Source organism: Streptomyces sp. NPDC002776 (assembly GCF_053592195.1).
This window is the reverse complement of sequence record NZ_JBSFVG010000006.1, coordinates 79,085-94,772: the sequence shown is the minus strand read 5'-3', so window position 1 is coordinate 94,772 and position 15,688 is coordinate 79,085. Positions and strand designations below refer to the sequence as shown.

20 protein-coding genes are annotated in these 15,688 nt (G+C 69.4%); 16 read left to right on the top strand and 4 right to left on the bottom strand.

Features of this window, described 5'->3' with window-relative positions; genetic code table 11:
* Nucleotides 1-18 precede the first annotated feature (18 nt).
* The 3 genes from phoU (at nucleotide 19) to ACWD11_RS14605 (ending at nucleotide 1,372) form a co-directional block, all read left to right on the top strand.
* On the top strand, nucleotides 19-708 hold the full coding sequence (phoU, locus tag ACWD11_RS14615; protein WP_351982500.1) for a phosphate signaling complex protein PhoU: 690 nt from the start codon (nucleotides 19-21) through the stop codon (nucleotides 706-708).
* Nucleotides 709-810: 102 nt separating this feature from the next.
* Nucleotides 811-975, top strand: coding sequence for a hypothetical protein (locus ACWD11_RS14610; RefSeq protein ID WP_389418065.1), 165 nt, complete (start codon nucleotides 811-813; stop codon nucleotides 973-975).
* Between the two features lie 148 nt (nucleotides 976-1,123).
* The gene (locus ACWD11_RS14605; RefSeq protein WP_451283244.1) at nucleotides 1,124-1,372 is read left to right on the top strand and encodes an SCO4226 family nickel-binding protein; all 249 of its coding nucleotides are present in this window, start codon (nucleotides 1,124-1,126) and stop codon (nucleotides 1,370-1,372) included.
* A gap of 375 nt (nucleotides 1,373-1,747) precedes the next feature.
* Here ACWD11_RS14605 and ACWD11_RS14600 read toward each other — a convergent pair whose 3' ends face one another.
* Nucleotides 1,748-2,269 (bottom strand): GNAT family N-acetyltransferase, encoded by a 522-nt coding sequence (locus ACWD11_RS14600; protein ID WP_451283242.1) that lies wholly within the window; start codon nucleotides 2,267-2,269, stop codon nucleotides 1,748-1,750.
* Nucleotides 2,266-3,048 carry a GntR family transcriptional regulator gene (locus ACWD11_RS14595; RefSeq protein WP_399352674.1) on the bottom strand — a complete coding sequence of 261 codons (783 nt, stop codon included), beginning with the start codon at nucleotides 3,046-3,048 and terminating at the stop codon, nucleotides 2,266-2,268. The genes ACWD11_RS14600 and ACWD11_RS14595 overlap by 4 nt, the downstream gene beginning before the upstream one ends.
* A 456-nt stretch (nucleotides 3,049-3,504) precedes the next feature.
* Between ACWD11_RS14595 and ACWD11_RS14590 the strand changes: the two genes are divergently transcribed.
* The 12 genes from ACWD11_RS14590 (at nucleotide 3,505) to ACWD11_RS14535 (ending at nucleotide 12,949) form a co-directional block, all read left to right on the top strand.
* Nucleotides 3,505-3,762 carry a DUF6284 family protein gene (locus ACWD11_RS14590; RefSeq protein ID WP_451283240.1) on the top strand — a complete coding sequence of 86 codons (258 nt, stop codon included), beginning with the start codon at nucleotides 3,505-3,507 and terminating at the stop codon, nucleotides 3,760-3,762.
* Entirely contained in the window at nucleotides 3,759-4,058 is a 300-nt protein-coding gene (locus ACWD11_RS14585) for a DUF6303 family protein (protein ID WP_451283238.1), read from the top strand. Before ACWD11_RS14590 ends, ACWD11_RS14585 begins: the two co-directional genes overlap by 4 nt.
* A complete protein-coding gene (locus tag ACWD11_RS14580) occupies nucleotides 4,055-5,032 on the top strand; it encodes a DUF2637 domain-containing protein (RefSeq protein ID WP_451283236.1) in 978 nt (325 codons plus the stop codon). The genes ACWD11_RS14585 and ACWD11_RS14580 overlap by 4 nt, the downstream gene beginning before the upstream one ends.
* Nucleotides 5,032-5,370, top strand: coding sequence for an RRQRL motif-containing zinc-binding protein (locus ACWD11_RS14575; protein WP_451283234.1), 339 nt, complete (start codon nucleotides 5,032-5,034; stop codon nucleotides 5,368-5,370). Before ACWD11_RS14580 ends, ACWD11_RS14575 begins: the two co-directional genes overlap by 1 nt.
* Nucleotides 5,370-5,678 carry a hypothetical protein gene (locus ACWD11_RS14570; RefSeq protein ID WP_451283232.1) on the top strand — a complete coding sequence of 103 codons (309 nt, stop codon included), beginning with the start codon at nucleotides 5,370-5,372 and terminating at the stop codon, nucleotides 5,676-5,678. Before ACWD11_RS14575 ends, ACWD11_RS14570 begins: the two co-directional genes overlap by 1 nt.
* A gap of 318 nt (nucleotides 5,679-5,996) precedes the next feature.
* Nucleotides 5,997-6,335 (top strand): hypothetical protein, encoded by a 339-nt coding sequence (locus tag ACWD11_RS14565; RefSeq protein ID WP_451283231.1) that lies wholly within the window; start codon nucleotides 5,997-5,999, stop codon nucleotides 6,333-6,335.
* Nucleotides 6,336-6,388: 53 nt separating this feature from the next.
* Nucleotides 6,389-7,837, top strand: coding sequence for an ATP-binding protein (locus tag ACWD11_RS14560; RefSeq protein ID WP_451283229.1), 1,449 nt, complete (start codon nucleotides 6,389-6,391; stop codon nucleotides 7,835-7,837).
* Nucleotides 7,838-7,929: 92 nt separating this feature from the next.
* Nucleotides 7,930-8,622, top strand: coding sequence for a class I SAM-dependent methyltransferase (locus tag ACWD11_RS14555; RefSeq protein ID WP_451283227.1), 693 nt, complete (start codon nucleotides 7,930-7,932; stop codon nucleotides 8,620-8,622).
* On the top strand, nucleotides 8,619-9,452 hold the full coding sequence (locus ACWD11_RS14550) for a bifunctional DNA primase/polymerase (protein WP_451283225.1): 834 nt from the start codon (nucleotides 8,619-8,621) through the stop codon (nucleotides 9,450-9,452). The genes ACWD11_RS14555 and ACWD11_RS14550 overlap by 4 nt, the downstream gene beginning before the upstream one ends.
* A 2-nt stretch (nucleotides 9,453-9,454) precedes the next feature.
* Nucleotides 9,455-10,930, top strand: coding sequence for an ATP-binding protein (locus ACWD11_RS14545; RefSeq protein WP_451283223.1), 1,476 nt, complete (start codon nucleotides 9,455-9,457; stop codon nucleotides 10,928-10,930).
* 458 nt (nucleotides 10,931-11,388) lie between these two features.
* The gene (locus tag ACWD11_RS14540; protein WP_451283221.1) at nucleotides 11,389-11,634 is read left to right on the top strand and encodes a helix-turn-helix transcriptional regulator; all 246 of its coding nucleotides are present in this window, start codon (nucleotides 11,389-11,391) and stop codon (nucleotides 11,632-11,634) included.
* A gap of 76 nt (nucleotides 11,635-11,710) precedes the next feature.
* On the top strand, nucleotides 11,711-12,949 hold the full coding sequence (locus tag ACWD11_RS14535) for a tyrosine-type recombinase/integrase (RefSeq protein ID WP_451283219.1): 1,239 nt from the start codon (nucleotides 11,711-11,713) through the stop codon (nucleotides 12,947-12,949).
* Nucleotides 12,950-13,027: 78 nt separating this feature from the next.
* Here ACWD11_RS14535 and ACWD11_RS14530 read toward each other — a convergent pair whose 3' ends face one another.
* Nucleotides 13,028-13,789 (bottom strand): phosphoglyceromutase, encoded by a 762-nt coding sequence (locus ACWD11_RS14530; protein WP_389418063.1) that lies wholly within the window; start codon nucleotides 13,787-13,789, stop codon nucleotides 13,028-13,030.
* Nucleotides 13,790-13,940: 151 nt separating this feature from the next.
* Between ACWD11_RS14530 and ACWD11_RS14525 the strand changes: the two genes are divergently transcribed.
* On the top strand, nucleotides 13,941-15,197 hold the full coding sequence (locus tag ACWD11_RS14525; protein WP_389418062.1) for an MDR family MFS transporter: 1,257 nt from the start codon (nucleotides 13,941-13,943) through the stop codon (nucleotides 15,195-15,197).
* Between the two features lie 16 nt (nucleotides 15,198-15,213).
* On the opposite strand, the gene ACWD11_RS14520 is transcribed toward ACWD11_RS14525, so the two are convergent.
* Nucleotides 15,214-15,657 carry a DUF2000 family protein gene (locus tag ACWD11_RS14520; protein WP_389418061.1) on the bottom strand — a complete coding sequence of 148 codons (444 nt, stop codon included), beginning with the start codon at nucleotides 15,655-15,657 and terminating at the stop codon, nucleotides 15,214-15,216.
* Nucleotides 15,658-15,688: the final 31 nt, after the last annotated feature.

The window sequence follows — 15,688 nt, the reverse complement described above, 5'->3', positions numbered from 1 at the left end:
GTACGAGAGGGAACCCTCATGCGGGACGCGTACCACGAGGAACTTGACTCGATCAGCGACAGCCTGGTGGAGATGGCCCGCCTGGTCGGGTCGGCGATCGGACGCGCCACGACGTCGATCCTCGACTCCGACCTGAAGCTGGCCGAGAGCGTGATCGAGGCCGACCAGAAGGTCGACGACCTCCAGCACGACCTGGAGGCGCGGGCGATAGCCCTGCTCGCCCGTCAGCAGCCGGTGGCGACCGACCTGCGGATCGTGGTCACCTCGCTGCGGATGTCCGCCGACCTGGAGCGCTCCGGCGACCTGGCCCAGCACGTGGCCAAGCTCACCCGGCTGCGTTACCCGGAGCGGGCCATTCCGCACGATCTGCACGCCACGATCCTGGAGATGGGCCAGCTCGCGCAGCGGCTGATGGCGAAGGCCGCCGAGGTCATCGTGACCAAGGACGTCGACCTGGCGCTCCAGATGGAGACCGACGACGACGCGATGGACCTGCTGCACCGCACGCTCTTCCAGCACCTGATGGACGAGCGCTGGAAGCACGGCATCGAGACCGCCGTGGACGTCACCCTGCTCGGCCGCTACTACGAGCGGTTCGCCGACCACGCGGTGGCGGTCGCCAAGCGGGTGGTGTTCCTGGTGACGGGCGAGCACGCCGACAATCTCCAGCAGGACATCGCGGCCGTGAAGGGCGTGGAAGGGGCCTGACACCGCTCGGGGGCGTGCGTGAGAGCCCCCGTGCGCCGTTGATGCGCCCAGTGGAGCGGGCATGCAATGGGGAACAGGCACCAGCCTCGACGAGGAGGGACCATGGCCGACTCCCCCGGCACGCCCGGCACCACACCCGACCCCACGCAGGAACGCCCGACCGAGCAGCCCGCCGAGATCCAGAACCTGATGCTGATCGGCGCGTGCGGCTGCGGGTCGGGATGCCAGTGCGGCTGCCAGTCCGGCAACCCGTGCCAGTGCGGTTGAGTGCTTCTGCTCTTACGACGGTGAAGGGCGTACGACGGTGAGGGGCCCCGGCGCGGCTGCCGGGGCCCTTCGTCGTGCTCGCGGGCTTCGTCGTGCTCGCGGGCCGGTGGAGGCGCAGCATGGAAGGAGGACCGGAAGGAGGCGTGCCATGGCCCGGTTCATGGACGTACACCACGGGATGCAGGGCATCACGTCGGACCAGCTGCACGAGGCCCACAAGGCGGACCTCGCCATCGAGAAGGACGAGGGGGTCCACTTCGAGCGGGCCTGGGCGGATCCGGAGTCCGGCACCGTCTACTGCCTCTCCGAGGCGCCCTCGGCGGAGGCGGTGCAGCGCATCCACGAACGCGCGGGGCACAAGGCGGACGAGATCCACGCCGTGCCGCTGACCGTCTAGCGCGGGAAAAAGCCCCCTACCAGGGGTGGAAACCGCTGGTAGGAGGCTTGCTCCGAGAGATTGGAGCGAGTTGCTCCGAGCGGGCGACTACTTCTTCTTGCCCTGGGTCTGGCGGGCCCGTTTGCCGGGCCTGGTCAGCAGGGTGCATGCCCCAACTGACCTGCGGTTGGGCTGTCATGATTGGTCGTTGTTGGCCGTTGCTTGTCGCCCTCGGAGGGCCCAGGGAGGGCCCAGCGGTGTCGCCCTGGATCCTCGCGAAGAGGAGCACCCCCCGCCGGGCTCGCGGGCAGCCTCTTTTTCGCCTGCTGAGATACGCGAGCGACCCCGGATCTCTCCGGGGCCACTCGTCTGTGTGCACTCGGCAGGCTGTTGATGTCAACTGCTGATGTCAGGCACCAGTCCGGTCGGCCGCTGGAACAGGGCACCCGACCTGCGGTGTGGGAGATCCACGGTGCGGAGAAGTGTGAAGCCTGCGTCCTTGTAGAACCGGTGCAAGCCCTGGTTGTCCTTCCACGCGTCCAGCCGCAACCATCGCTTGCCCTGCGACGCGGCACGTTCCGACGCCCAATCCAGCAGCATGCCGCCGACGCCTACGCCGGCGGTCTCGCGTGTCACAGCCATACGGTGAACGTAGAGGGCCGCATCCGGCTGATCGTCCGGGGTCCAGAATTCAGGGTCCGCGAAGTCGTCCACCTGCATGGTCGCGATCGGCTCACCGTCCTCGAACGCGAGGAAGCACACTCCTCGCTCCAGGGCCGCCGTGATGCGGTCACGGTGCGGCGGGTACTGCCATTGGTCGATGCCGCGCGAGGCAAGCCAGGCTGATGCTTCGCGCAGCAGCGCTTCCACGGCGCCCAGTTCGTCGGGGCGCCCAGCGCGGATGAACAGGTCATTCATGCGTCCTCGTTCGGCGCTTCGCGCTGTCGTTCGTACGAGATCACGTGTCGGTCGCCCGGGAGCACCGTCACCGCGACCCTCACCGGCTTCCCCTCGGCTGTGTGGCCGGTGACGACATGAACCCCGACCGGCGTCCCGGGACCCAGGTCAAGCCGATGCACCTGCTCAGGAGTGGGCATCCGGACGTACAACTCATCCAGCGCTCGCTCCTGCCGATACCCGAGTTCGGCTAGAACCTGGTTGGCGCCGCGAGCGATGTCCTCCGGACGCATGATCTCCGAGTCACGCACGAGGGCGAGCGGGAAGTAGCTGTCATTGATGTTGAACGGCTCGCCATCGAGGTAGCGCACGCGCTTCCGCACCGCGACCAGTTCGCCCGGCTCCAAGCGAAGTCGCTTGGCTACGTCCTCCGGTGGCTCCACGATGGCCACCTCGATTTCCTGCCGTGGCTCGCGCCCCTCTGCCGAGTACTCGGTCATGAAGGCGTCCATCTCCGGCGAATACGGCCGCTTCCGGAACTCCGCTTGAGGGCGGAACACCATCGGCCTGCGACGTCGGACGAAGTGACCCTGCGGACGCGCCGAGATGACGAGCCCCTCGTTCACGAGCTGAGCGAGCGACTTGCGCACGGTCTCCCGTGACACGCCGTACTGATCGCGCAACTCCGCTTCCGTCGGAAGCTTCGCATCTGGTTCGAGCTTCCCGGACGTGATCTGCTCTCGCAGCGCGTCCGCGATCTGCTGATACATCGGGTTTCGCCCGAGACGAGTCACTGCCATGCCTCCCATGGAAGCCGCTCACCGACTCCATTGTCTAGTCAATGTGGCCAATGCCCTTGCGATCCGCTTACCGCTCTGCCAGCATCTCGTATGTAGCCATTGTACGGACAATGGCTACAGCGCCTCGGGCATTCCTGTGCTTTCTCAGGGTTGGCCGAGGTGAAGGGGCCCGGGACAGAGCGGGCCGAGGGACCCGGACCCCTGGTCAACCGGAGGGCTTAGACCGAAAGGTCACGTCTCCATATGCCTGAACCGGGAGCCCGCGTTCCCGAAGGAGACACCCGCACGACCACGACCACCGCAGCGCTTCGCTGCGGCCGGTTGCCTCCGCTGCTCGTCTCGCACGAGCAGCGCAGAGGGGAGCCGGATGTTCCGACTTCAACGGCGCGCGGCCCCGGTGCTGCAACACCGGAGCCGCTGTTCGGGCCGTTCACCTGTGGAAGGACACACGACCCAATGAGCCACATCGTTACTGTTCAGGACGCTGTTACCGCGTTCGCCGACTACATGGAGCCGACGAACGCGGAACTGGACGCCATCGAGCAGGAGATGCCCGTCATCCTGGCCGGCGTCGAGCTGCTGGACGCGCAGATCGTCACCATGGACCGGACCCCGACGGAGCTGGACGTCCGCCGGATCCGCCGGGCCCGTCGTCGGCTGCTCGCCGCGCTGGCACACCAGGCGACGGAGGCGCACCGGGGTGGTGCGGCGTGAGCGGGCAGGAGAGCGCGCGGGAGTTCACCGCGCAGATGTCCGTCCGTGAGGGCCGCTGGCGCCTGTACGTCGCTCTGATGAACACCACCGAGCCGTGGCCCGAGTGCGCGTTCAGCGGCGACACGGTACCGACGTTCACGGACCGCGCGGACGCGCTCAGCGTGCTCGGGTTCGAGCCGGTACCGGGCGCTGAGTGGACGTGGACCGAGGACAGCAAGATCCCCGACGACCCCGCTTCCCCGGTCGTGCTGATCGCCGCGACCCGGGTCCGTTCACGGGCGGGGGTGGGGGCGTGAACGCCGTTCAGATCCGTTCAGCCGAGCGCGCCCTGTCGGCCGGGACGTGGCTGATCGTGGCGGGCGCGATGCTCTACTCGATCCTCACCGTCACACCGCTCGCCGCCGCCCACACCCCCGACCGGTGGGACTGGACCGCACCCATCCTGCCCCTCGTGGTCGATGCCGCCGTGGTCATCGTGGTCCGGCTGGACGCGGTGCTCGCCCGGCTCGGGGGCGATGGCGGACGGTGGCCCATCGCCCTGCGGTGGATGACCGGCTGCATGACCCTCGCCCTCAACATCGCGGACTCCGCCCTTAAGAAAGACCTGGTGGGCGTGGCTGTGCATGCGGTCGCGCCGCTGCTGCTGATCGTCACGGCAGAGACCGGCCTGGCCTACCGGCGCGCGATCACCGCCGCCGCACTGGCGCTGGAGGCCAAGAAGCAAGCCGAGCGGGAAGCCCGCGAACGCGCCGCCATCGAGCGGCAGGAAGAGGCCGCCCGCCGGGCCCGCGAGGAACGCGAGCACGCCGCGATGCTGGCGCGTGAACAGCGTGAACACGAAGCCGCCCTGGCCCGCGAGCAAGCGGAGCGGAAAGAGCGGCAGTGGCGCGAGGAGCGGGACGCCCGCGAGCGGGCGGAGGCTGCCGAGCGGGAGAGTCGTGAACGCCGTGAACGCGAGCGTGAACAGCGTGAACAAGAGCGGCTGAGGCGTGAACAGCAGGCCCGACAGCAGGCCGAGGCCGAGCAGCGCGAGCGCGCCGAACAGGCCGCGCGTGAACGCGCCGCGCTGCTTCAGCGCGGCCCGGCGGAGAGCAAGCTGCTGGAGGAGGAGGCGCGCCCGATCGTTGCCGCCGCGTTCGCCGCGGGGCTGTCGGTGCGCCAGGCAGCGGAGCTGTGCGGCTGGTCGGTCGGCTGGGTCTCCCACCGCTACGCCGAACACCGCGACCCCGCTGCGGGCGGTCGCGCTGACCTCGCCATCGCGGGTCAGTGATGGCCGCGCTGCCCGCCTACCGGTGGCGGCTCGCCCCCGACGGCTACGCCACTTACCGCCAGCTCCGCGCTCTCGGGCTTCGTCCCGGTGGGCAGGGGGTGGCGGCTCAGGTGGAGCGGCCCCGGCGTCGGCGGGGCCCGTTGGTCGCCTACCTCTACCGCATCGACCAAGCGAAGCCGGTCCGGCCGATGACCCCGGCCCGGTGGGCGGCTCTGGCCAAGGCCAACGCCGCCCGCCGCACCTGCCCCGCCTGCCGCCGCGATGCCGGATACGTCATCCCGCCCTCGCTCGGCACGTGCTCGCCCTGCGCGTTCCCGGACAGCCCGAAGGAGTCCTGATGGCACACCGTGACCCGCCGGGGATCCACGCCCCGCACATCCCCGCAGACGACTACCGCCGCGCCCAAGCCACCGGGCAGCCCGTCGTCATCGTCGTCCACACCACCGGCCCGGCCGGTCGCCCGCTGCGCCGCTACCTGTTCCCCCTCGTCGTCGCAGCAGCAGCCGCCATGGGCGGGTGGGGGCTGGTCATCGCCCTGTGCGCGCTGCTCGATGCCGCCGCCCACACGGCCACCGTCATCGCCCAGACCGCCGGACCGATCGGCATCGGCGGCATCACCCTCCGCCTCGCACGACCCAAGCACTGAACGGGAAGTCGTAGACGGCTCGCAGAGCGTCCGACCCCCCTCGCGTGTGGGGCAAGACCCCCCGGCCCTTGAACGGCCGTTGAGGGCCCCGCGAGGGGGTTGCACGGCCCGATTTTCCGCCGCCCTACGCGCGCGTGCACGTAGGGCCCCACCCCTCCCCGCCGCTCAACTCTGCAACTTCGCAGGTCAAAGGCGGTTGCAGGGGTTCAACCGGTGCTGTCGGCGCAACCGACGGCATCGCTCCCTGCAACTCGGGCGGGCCGGTGACGCCATGCGACGGCGCACCGGCCCTCATCCACGGTCTTGGAGGACCCTTTCGTGGACTGGAAACAAGCATGGTCGACCACCACCAACGCCACCAACAGCGCGTTGGATTCGCTCGCGCCCGTCTGTGTTCCGTTCGCGGTCCGCTGGGATCTTGAGGCGGACCGGCGGAACAAGCTGCGCACCCCGGAGCACCTCAAGGCGTTGATGGCGGCGCAGAAGGAGCACAACGCCGCGCGGTCTACAAGCGCCACCGCCAAGTCGCAGCAACTCACCGCGCGCGCCGCGTCGAACACCCATTCGCCGCCGGCCGCCGTGCGGCGCGAGTGGCGAGCAAAGCAGCCGCGCGGCACGAGCGCGACACACGCGCCAAGCTCAAAGCCGCACGGGTGAACTACCCCAGCACCCTAAAAGCCCGTGCGATCCAGGCGCACACGCTGCATGCCGTGCCCACGGTCATCACGTCCGTGGTCATGTCCGCCTCGAACCTGACCCTGTGGCCGGCCGCCACGTCCGCCGCGCTCATCGGCGCGAACGTGGCTGGTCTCGCGCTCGGCCGCCGCAAACTGCGGGTGCCGGTCGATGAGTCCGTCACGGTGGAAGAGCGTCAGCTCATGGAGCGGCTCGACCCGTCGTACTGGGTCGAGCACGCCCCCGACCGTGGCCTGTCCGGCACCGTCACCACACCCCCGGCCATGGAGCCGGGTGGCATCCGGTGTGAGATCCGGCTGGATGGCACGTGGACGGTCAAGACGCTCGCGGACAAGACCGACTCGGTCCGTGCGCTGCTCGGTGCCCGGACCGCGCTGCGCATACGGATCACGTCCGCCTCACGCGGCGGGTGGGCCGTCATCACGCTGGCCACCCGCTCGGCAGCCGCGGGCGTCTCCTCGCTGTGGACTCCGGACCGCATCCCGGCCGATGCCACCGTGATGAGCCTCGGTCTGGACACGGAGACCGGTGACGAGGTGCTGATCCCGTTCGATGAGCGGCTGTTGGTGTCCGGGGCGTCCGGCACCGGTAAGTCCTGGTCGTTCCGCCCGCTCATGGCGACCGCCCATCTGCGCGGTGACCTGCTGCTCATCGACGGCAAGGGCGAAGAGGCCAACATCTGGGAGTCCGCGTGCCGCGTCGCCGTGGAACGCGACGAGATCACCACCACGGTGGACGACGCGCACGCGGAGATGACCCGCCGCAAGGTCGACATGAAGAAGCGCGGGATCAGCGTGTGGGACGGCCGTCAGCTCACCGTCGTCGTGGACGAGGGGCAGGTGATCCTTGCCCTGATCAGCAAGGACAAGGATCGGCTGCAACGCCTGATCGAACTGTCCTCGCTCGGCCGCTCGCGCGGGGTTGTCCTGTGGTGGGCGACGCAGTACCCGCTCACCGACGGTGGGGCGCCGGGCGTGCACAAGCTGATCGCACCGAACCTGCTCACCAGGTTTTCGCTGCGGGTGGCCGGCACGACGCAAGCACAGGTGGCGCTGGATGACTGCGCGCACTACGCCCCGCACCAGATTCCCGAGGGCCGCGAGTACCGAGGCCATGGCTACCTCAAGGGCTACGGGCCGCGCATGCTCCGCACCTGGACCCTGGACGACGCAGGAGTGCGCGCACTGCCCAAATCGATCTGGACCCCGGACCAGTCGACCGGCGGGCAGTCGCCGCGACCGCTGCACCTGGTCAAAGAAGCCGCCGCACCGTCCGGCGCGGCAACCAACCGGGACAAGGTGCTGGCCGCCGTGCAGGCCGGTGCCCGAACGGCCAAGGACGTGGCCGACCGGACCGGCCTGAACAAGGGCACCGTCTCCCGCGAAATCCGAGCCCTTACCGCCGACGGAGCCGTGCACAGGACCGCCGACGGCCGGCTCCTGCCCGGCCAGCAAGCCGCCTGACCACCCCCGACGAACAACAACGGCGGCCCCCATCCGACCAAGAACCGGGGCCGCCGCCAATCCAGCACGTCTAGGAACTGGAGACCTCCAGCATGACCCAACCCACCGACATCCGGCGAGTACGCGGCCACCGGCCGACGCTGCTGGATCTGTTCTGCTGCCAGGGCGGCGCAGGCAAGGGCTACGCCGACGCCGGATTCGTCGTGACCGGCGTCGACAAGGACCCCCAGCCGCGCTACCCGTACCGGTTCATCCAGGCCGACGCGATCGCGTTCGTCATGGAGCACGGGGCCGCCTTCGACTTCATCCACGCATCCCCGCCGTGCCAGCACGACACCGAATGCCAGCGCATCCAGGGCAACGACCACCCGGACCTGATCGCTCCTACCCGCACCGCGCTGGAGACGACAGGACGGCCGTGGGTGATCGAGAACGTGCGCGGCGCAGTCCCCAAGCTGCACGCCCCGGTGATGCTGTGCGCGACGATGTTCGGGCTGGACAACTACCGGCACCGGTTCTTCGAGGCCGGCGGTGGCTTCACCCTCGAACAGCCCGCGCACACCATGCACACGGTGCCTCAAGCGAAGATGGGCCGACCCGTACCGCCGGGCCATTACGGCCAGTTCGTCGGCAACTTCTCCGGCGTCCCCCTCGCCCGCCGGGTGCTCCAAGTGCCGTGGATGAACCGCGACGGCATCCGCGAGTGCATCCCGCCCGCCTACGCCCGCCACATCGGCACCGCTGCCCTGGCCTCCCTCATCCCGGCGCTGGGGGTGGCCGCATGAGCGCCCACCTGGCAACGGCCCTCAGCCTCGCGGCCCACGGCATGCCCGTACTGCCGTTACGAGCGGGAAAGGTGCCCTTCGGGAACTGCCCGGCCTGCGCCAAGAACACCTGCGGTGGCCGGCCGAACATGAAGACCCCCGGCCCCTGCACCTGCCCCGCGCCGTGCCACGGATGGGCCGCCGCCACCACCGACTCGAACGTCATCAACGCGCCGAAGTGGGCGCGGGCGTGGCGGGACGCGACGGGCGTGGCTTACCACCCCGGTGGCGCCGGCCTCACTGTCGTGGACTTGGACAACACGGAAGCCATCGCGTGGGCCCGTGTAAGCCTGCCCGCCACGCGGACCGTGCCGACAACCCGAGGCGAGCACTGGATCTACCAGGGCACCATGCAGGGCGCCAACGCCGTACGGCCCGGCGTCGACATCAAGTCGACCATGGCCTACGCCCGGTGGCTCGGACCCGGCACCGGCACCATGACGGCCCTGCCGTACGCCGTGCGCGCTTTGACCGTGAAGGAGCCAGCCCCGACCCGACCGGTGGCCGTCACGGTGCCCGCGTCGAGCGCGAGCGGCGTCTGCCCGCACCGCACGCCCACCTACCTGGACCGTGGGATTGCCATGGCGGAGCAGCGCATCACCCAGGCCCGGGAGGCCGTGCACGCCACCGTCTACCGCACGTTCCTCGCCGTGCTCTCCACACACGGCCGGTGCGGCTGCCTCACCGATGCCCACATCGCCCGACTGTTCACCGCCGCGCAGACCAAGGGAGAGAGCCCTCGGCACTGCACGGACGCCTGGACCAACGCCCGCACCACGCTGGGAGTGTGACCGTGGCTGACGACGACAAGACCCCGGCCCGCGAGATCATCACCGACTACGCACAGGCGCACTTCCGGTACTTCCGCACCCCCGACGGCACCGTGTACGCCCAGCGCAAGGGCCACCCCGTGGCCCGTCCGATCCGCTCGCAGGGCACCACGGGAAGTCACCGGCAGGAACTCATGGTGGGACTGTTCCGTGACGGAAAAGGCGTCTTCAACGGCAGCGCGCTGAAAGAGGCGCTGGACCTGATCGAGGCGCTCGCGCTGAGCGAGGACGTGCAGCCCGTCTACATCCGCGTTGCTCCGGGCTTTGACGGGGCGACGTGGCTGGACCTCGGGCGCGATGACGGGCGGTCCGTCCGTATCCACCCCTCGGGCTGGGACATCCTTACCCCCGACCCGCGCGAAGTCTGCTGGCGGCGCACACAGCTCACCGGGGAACTGCCGCTGCCGGTCAAGGACACCGACGGCAAGGGCATCGACGCGCTGATGCGGCTGTGCAACTTCGCCACCGCCGAGACCGAGTGCCTGGCCATCGCCTGGCTCATCGGCTGCCTCGGTCCATCGGTGCCCGTCCCGGCCCCGTTCCTGACCGGGCCGCAGGGAGCGGGCAAGTCCACCGGTGGGCGGATGCTGATCCGGATCGTGGAGGGCATGAGCGGAGACCTCCGCCGGGCTCCCAAGGATGAAGAGAACCTGATCGCAGCGGTGTCGGCGGGATGGGTCACGGCCCTGGACAACCTGTCCCACATGACCCCGGACCTGTCCGATGCGATGTGCTGCATCGTGACCGGCGCCGAGAACGTCAAGCGGGCCCTGTTCACCGACGGAGACGTCTTCCGCGTCGGCTACCGGCGCCCCCTGCTCCTGACCGGCATCGATGTCGGCGTCATCCGACCCGACCTGGCCGAACGGCTCCTGCCGCTGCGCCTGGAACGCCCCAAGGTGCGGCGCACCGAAGCCGAGCTGTGGGCGGAGTACGCGGAAGCGCTGCCCATCGTCCTCGGCTCGCTCCTGGACCTCACGGTCAAGGTCCGCGCGGCAAAAGCCGAGACGCCGACGGATCTGCGGATGGCCGACTTCGCGCACCTGTGCGCGCAGCTCGATGCCGCGACCGGGCTCGGGGTCCTCGCCGCCTACCGGGCCAGCCTGGACGACCTGAACGACGACGTTATCGAAGGTGACCTGCTCGCGCAGACCGTCCTGCGTCACGCCGACACCATTTCCCCGGGCGCGGCACAGCGGATGACGTCCACGGAGTGGCTGCACCTCCTGAGCGGCCTCTACAACGGTGAAGGGCTGCGTCCCCTGCCGAAGGGGTGGCCGACCACCGGGAAGGTGCTCTCCGACCGTCTCAAGCGCCTACAGCCCACCCTCGCCGCCCGGGGCGTACTCATCGACTCCGGGCGCACCAGCGCGGGCCGCTACCTCGAAATGACCCGCCCCGCTCCGCCCACCCCGCAGGAACCGAGGCGCATGTTCTGACCGGCACCCGTACCTACCTGAACAAGCAAGAGGAGCACCACCGGCCAGGCGTGCTCCTCTTGCTGTTCGGCGGAACGCCGCCCAAAGGACGTGCCGCGAAGCGGCTCCTTCTTCGCGCTTGAGGCGCCACCGCACTACGACAGACACCCCCTCTTTTGTCCTAAGAGGGAAGACGCTGCGTCATCTGCGTCACGCCGACAGAAAAACGGCCGCTGACCTGCGACGAAATTCATGACGCAGACACCGGGCCCTGCGTCACCCTGCGTCATCTGCGTCACCCGATGACGAAGCCCCTGCCGCACGGATGACGCAGCACCTATCCACCGCGTCAAGCAAAAGTGCAGGTCAGAGGGCGGAATGTCGCTGATGACGCAATGACGCAGGAATCCACGCCTCGGACACAGACGGAGTCCGAGAGACGTCCTAAAGCCAGCGCCGACTCAACCTTTGAGGACTCCATGAGCCGAACCCGTTCCGCTCAGCCCGACCCCCGCGCCACCCTCCGCAGCGGTCTCCCCGATCGTTACCTCACTCCCGAAGACATCGCTGAGATCTTCGGCGTCCCCCTCGAAACCGTCTACCAGTGGCGCAGGAAGCGCACCGGTCCTCCCGGTTTCCGTGTCGGCAAGTACGTGCGCTATGACCCCGCCGAAGTGGGGGCGTACGTCGCTCAGCTCAAGAACGTCGACCGCGTCGCGGCCTGACGCAACCTCGCATACCGCCAGGGGTGGCCGTTGAACGGCCACCCCTGATCCATGCTGAGAAGGGACTCCACCACCGATGGCAGGCAGCATCCAAGACCGCTGGTACAAGACCGAGATCGACGCCAACGGCAAGACCATCCGCGTCAAGACCGAGCGCTACGGGACGGGTCTCCGCTACCGCGCCCGCTACTTCGCACCCGACGGCAAGCGCAAGGGCAAGTCCTTCCCCGACGGACAGAAGCGGCTCGCTGAGCAGTGGCTGAGCAAGGTCACAGCGGACGTGGCGCGCGGCGACTACATCGACCCGAACGCATCGCGGACGTCGTTTCAGGAGTTCGCGGAAGGCTGGCTCGCGAGCCAGAGTGGTGACCCGAACACCCGCGCGTCCATGCAGTCCCAACTCAGGCTGCACGCCTTCCCACGCATCGGGTCGCGCGCCCTCGGCTCCTTCCAACCCAGCCACATCCGCGCGTTCGTGACGCAGCTCGAAGCGTCTGGCATGTCCGGCGCGTACGCCCGCGTGATCTTCTCCAACGTCCGGGCGGTGCTCTCTGCGGCCGTAGAGGACGGCTACCTTCGCCGGAACCCGTGCAACTCACGCACGGTGACGCTCCCCGAGATGGGGATGCGCCGTGTCGTTCCCTGGCAGCCGGACCGCGTCTTCGCCATGCGGGCCGCCATGGTCGAACGCTTCCGACCCATGGTGGACATGGGCGCCGGCTGTGGCTTACGGCAAGGCGAGATCCTCGGGCTGTCCGTGGATGAGCTGGACTTCGACAGCGGCACCCTGCACGTGGTGCAGCAGCTCAAGCTCAGCCTGAGTAAGGCCGTGTTCGCACCCCCGAAGGGGGGCAAGCTCCGTGACGTCCCGCTGCCCGATCCCGTGGCGGAAGCGCTCAAGGAGCACATCAAGCGGTTCCCGCCCGTCGAGATCACGCTGCCTTGGATGCGGGCGAACGGCCGGCCCGTAACCAAGCGTCTGATCTTCACCGGGCCCAACGGTGGCCACGTCTGGCGCACCTCGCTGAATGAGGACCACTGGAAGCCCGCTCTGGCGTCCGTGGGCGTCATCCCGAAGGCCAAGAGCCGGGAGCACTCCGCCGCGCGCGAGCACGGCATGCACGCCCTGAGGCACTTCTACGCGTCGGTGCTGTTGGACGCGGGAGAGAGCATCAAGGCTGTCAGCGAGTATCTCGGGCACTCTGACCCAGGACTCACCTTGAAGGTGTACGCGCACCTCATGCCGAGCAGCGGTGACCGGGCCCGGAAGGCACTCGGGGAGGCACTCCGACCGCCGCAAGACTCGCCGCGTTGAGGTCCCACAGAGGGCCCAGGTCGTAAAAATGCCCCCGCCCCGCGCCGTATGCGCAGGTCGGGGGCATGATCACAAACCTTACTTCTTCTTGCCCTGGTTCTTCACGGCCTCGATCGCTGCGGCCGCCGCGTCGGGGTCGAGGTAGGTGCCGCCCGGGTTCAGGGGCTTGAAGTCGGCGTCGAGGCTGTAGGACAGGGGGATGCCCGTCGGGATGTTCAGGCCCGCGATGTCGGCGTCCGAGACGCCGTCCAGGTGCTTGACCAGGGCGCGCAGGCTGTTGCCGTGGGCCGCCACCAGGACCGTGCGGCCGGCCAGGAGGTCGGGGACGATGCCGTCGTACCAGTAGGGGAGCATGCGGACGACGACGTCCTTCAGGCACTCCGTGCGGGGGCGCAGCTCCGGGGGGATGGTGGCGTAGCGCGCGTCGCCGGACTGGGAGAACTCCGCGCCGTCCTCGAGTGGCGGCGGCGGGGTGTCGTAGGAGCGGCGCCAGAGCATGAACTGCTCCTCGCCGAACTCGGCCAGCGTCTGGGCCTTGTCCTTGCCCTGGAGGGCGCCGTAGTGGCGTTCGTTCAGGCGCCAGGAGCGGTGGACCGGGATCCAGTGGCGGTCGGCGGCCTCGAGGGCCAGCTGCGCCGTACGGATCGCCCGCTTCTGGAGGGACGTGTGGACCACGTCGGGCAGGAGGTCGGCGTCCTTCAGGAGTTCGCCACCGCGGACTGCCTCCTTCTCGCCCTTCTCGTTGAGGTTGACGTCCACCCAGCCGGTGAACAGGTTCTTCGCGTTCCACTCGCTCTCGCCGTGGCGGAGGAGGATCAGCTTGTACGGTGCGTCGGCCATGAGAAGGAGCGTAATCGAACCTTCTGATCACTTGCGCCCCCGACCAGAAGGCGGACGGTTGACGGGATCTGTTAATTGAGTGGCCCCCGGCCGACGGCACTTCGTAAGTTGTGGTTGCCGCTCGCGCCACTTACACATCCGGGGGATCCTCATGTCTGTCGCCGCCCTGAGACGTGCCGTCCGGGAGACCGTCTCGGGGCTGCCCCGGGAGTTCTGGTGGCTGTGGACCAGCACCCTCGTCAACCGGCTCGGCGGCTTCGTCGCCACCTTCATGGCGCTGTACCTGACCCTGGACCGCGGCTACTCCGCCTCCTACGCCGGTCTCGTCGTCGCCCTGCACGGCCTCGGCGGTGTCGTCTCCTCGCTCGGCGGCGGGGTGATGACCGACCGGCTCGGGCGGCGGCCCACGCTGCTGGTCTCGCAGAGCGCCACCGCCGTCTCGGTGGCCGCGCTGGGGTTCGTGCAGCACCCCGCCGCCATCGCCGGCGTCGCCTTCCTCGTCGGGATGGCCTCCAACGCCTCCCGGCCCGCCGTGCAGGCGATGATGGCCGACATCGTCCGGCCCGAGGACCGGGTACGCGCGTTCTCGCTCAACTACTGGGCCATCAACCTCGGTTTCGCCGTCTCCTCCATGGCCGCCGGGTTCATCGCCGAGTACAGCTACCGGGTCGGCTTCCTCGCCGAGGGCGTCATGACCCTGGCCTGCGCGATCGTCGTCTTCCTGAAGCTGCCCGAGTCCCGGCCCGAGCGCACGGAGGCGGTGAAGGCCGAGGAGTCCGCCGTAGGACTCGGGACCGTGCTGCGGGACGGGCGGTTCATGGGCGTCGTGGGCCTGTCCTTCCTGATCGCCCTCATCTTCCAGCAGGGCTACATCGGCCTGCCCGTCGCCATGGGCGACGCCGGGTTCACCCCGGCCGACTACGGCATGGCCATCGCCGTCAACGGCGTGCTGATCGTCGTCCTGCAGATCCCGGTCACCCGGTTCATCGAGCACCGCGATCCCCGGCGGCTGCTGGTGATCTCCTCGGTGCTCGCCGGGTACGGCTTCGGGCTGACCGCCTTCGCCGGGTCCGTGGGCCTGTTCGCCCTCACCGTCTGCGTCTGGACCCTCGCGGAGATCGTCAACGCCCCGACCCAGACCAGCCTGGTCGTCCGGCTCTCCCCCACCCACGGCCGGGGCCGCTACCAGGGCATGTACACCATGTCCTGGGCCGTCGCCTCGCTGGTCGCGCCGCTGATGTCCGGGGTCGTCATCGACCGGTACGGCGCGGAGTGGCTGTGGGGGCTGTGCGCGGTGATCGGGACCGTCGCGGGGATCGGGTACGGCGTGCTCATGCGCCGCCTGCCGGCCCCGGAGACCCCGGCCGCGGCGCCGGCCCCGGCCCGCCCCGAGACCGCCGCCGCCTGACGCCCGGGAATGCCCCTCAGGGGTGCATCCGGGCTCCCTTCAGCACCTTGTCCACCGCGTTGCGCGGCCCGTGCACGGCCAGCCCCACCAGGTCCAGGTCCCGCGTCGGCACGGCCCGTACGGCGGCCCGGTTGTCCCGGTCGTTGCCGGTGGCGAACAGGTCGGACGTGAACAGGGCGCGCGGCAGCGCCCGCGACAGCACGCGCGCGTGGGCCGCCGTCAGCGTCTCCTTGGAGCCCTGGAAGACCAGCACCGGCTGCCGGAACATCGGCAGGTACGCCACCTGGTCGGCGTCCTCGTACGGCTCCCCGATCACCTCGGGGACCTGGGTGCCCAGGCCGCTGACCAGGAACGCGGTCACGTTCAGCCGCTGCCAGGGCTCCAGGTCCTCGCGCAGCAGCACGGCGATCTTCGTGTCGAAGCGGATCGGTTCGGCGGTGAGCGGGTTCGTCGCGTTCATGGACCGAGACTGCCGACCGCCGTACAGCCGC

What these genes read in the sequence shown, in the direction of transcription:
- phoU (WP_351982500.1), top strand. Translation starts at nt 19, where the DNA reads ATGCGGGACGCGTACCACGAGGAACTTGACTCGATCAGCGACAGCCTG.
- ACWD11_RS14610 (WP_389418065.1), top strand. Translation starts at nt 811, where the DNA reads ATGGCCGACTCCCCCGGCACGCCCGGCACCACACCCGACCCCACGCAG.
- ACWD11_RS14605 (WP_451283244.1), top strand. Translation starts at nt 1,124, where the DNA reads ATGGCCCGGTTCATGGACGTACACCACGGGATGCAGGGCATCACGTCG.
- ACWD11_RS14600 (WP_451283242.1), bottom strand. Translation starts at nt 2,269, where the DNA reads ATGAATGACCTGTTCATCCGCGCTGGGCGCCCCGACGAACTGGGCGCC.
- ACWD11_RS14595 (WP_399352674.1), bottom strand. Translation starts at nt 3,048, where the DNA reads ATGGCAGTGACTCGTCTCGGGCGAAACCCGATGTATCAGCAGATCGCG.
- ACWD11_RS14590 (WP_451283240.1), top strand. Translation starts at nt 3,505, where the DNA reads ATGAGCCACATCGTTACTGTTCAGGACGCTGTTACCGCGTTCGCCGAC.
- ACWD11_RS14575 (WP_451283234.1), top strand. Translation starts at nt 5,032, where the DNA reads ATGGCCGCGCTGCCCGCCTACCGGTGGCGGCTCGCCCCCGACGGCTAC.
- ACWD11_RS14570 (WP_451283232.1), top strand. Translation starts at nt 5,370, where the DNA reads ATGGCACACCGTGACCCGCCGGGGATCCACGCCCCGCACATCCCCGCA.
- ACWD11_RS14555 (WP_451283227.1), top strand. Translation starts at nt 7,930, where the DNA reads ATGACCCAACCCACCGACATCCGGCGAGTACGCGGCCACCGGCCGACG.
- ACWD11_RS14550 (WP_451283225.1), top strand. Translation starts at nt 8,619, where the DNA reads ATGAGCGCCCACCTGGCAACGGCCCTCAGCCTCGCGGCCCACGGCATG.
- ACWD11_RS14540 (WP_451283221.1), top strand. Translation starts at nt 11,389, where the DNA reads ATGAGCCGAACCCGTTCCGCTCAGCCCGACCCCCGCGCCACCCTCCGC.
- ACWD11_RS14535 (WP_451283219.1), top strand. Translation starts at nt 11,711, where the DNA reads ATGGCAGGCAGCATCCAAGACCGCTGGTACAAGACCGAGATCGACGCC.
- ACWD11_RS14530 (WP_389418063.1), bottom strand. Translation starts at nt 13,789, where the DNA reads ATGGCCGACGCACCGTACAAGCTGATCCTCCTCCGCCACGGCGAGAGC.
- ACWD11_RS14525 (WP_389418062.1), top strand. Translation starts at nt 13,941, where the DNA reads ATGTCTGTCGCCGCCCTGAGACGTGCCGTCCGGGAGACCGTCTCGGGG.
- ACWD11_RS14520 (WP_389418061.1), bottom strand. Translation starts at nt 15,657, where the DNA reads ATGAACGCGACGAACCCGCTCACCGCCGAACCGATCCGCTTCGACACG.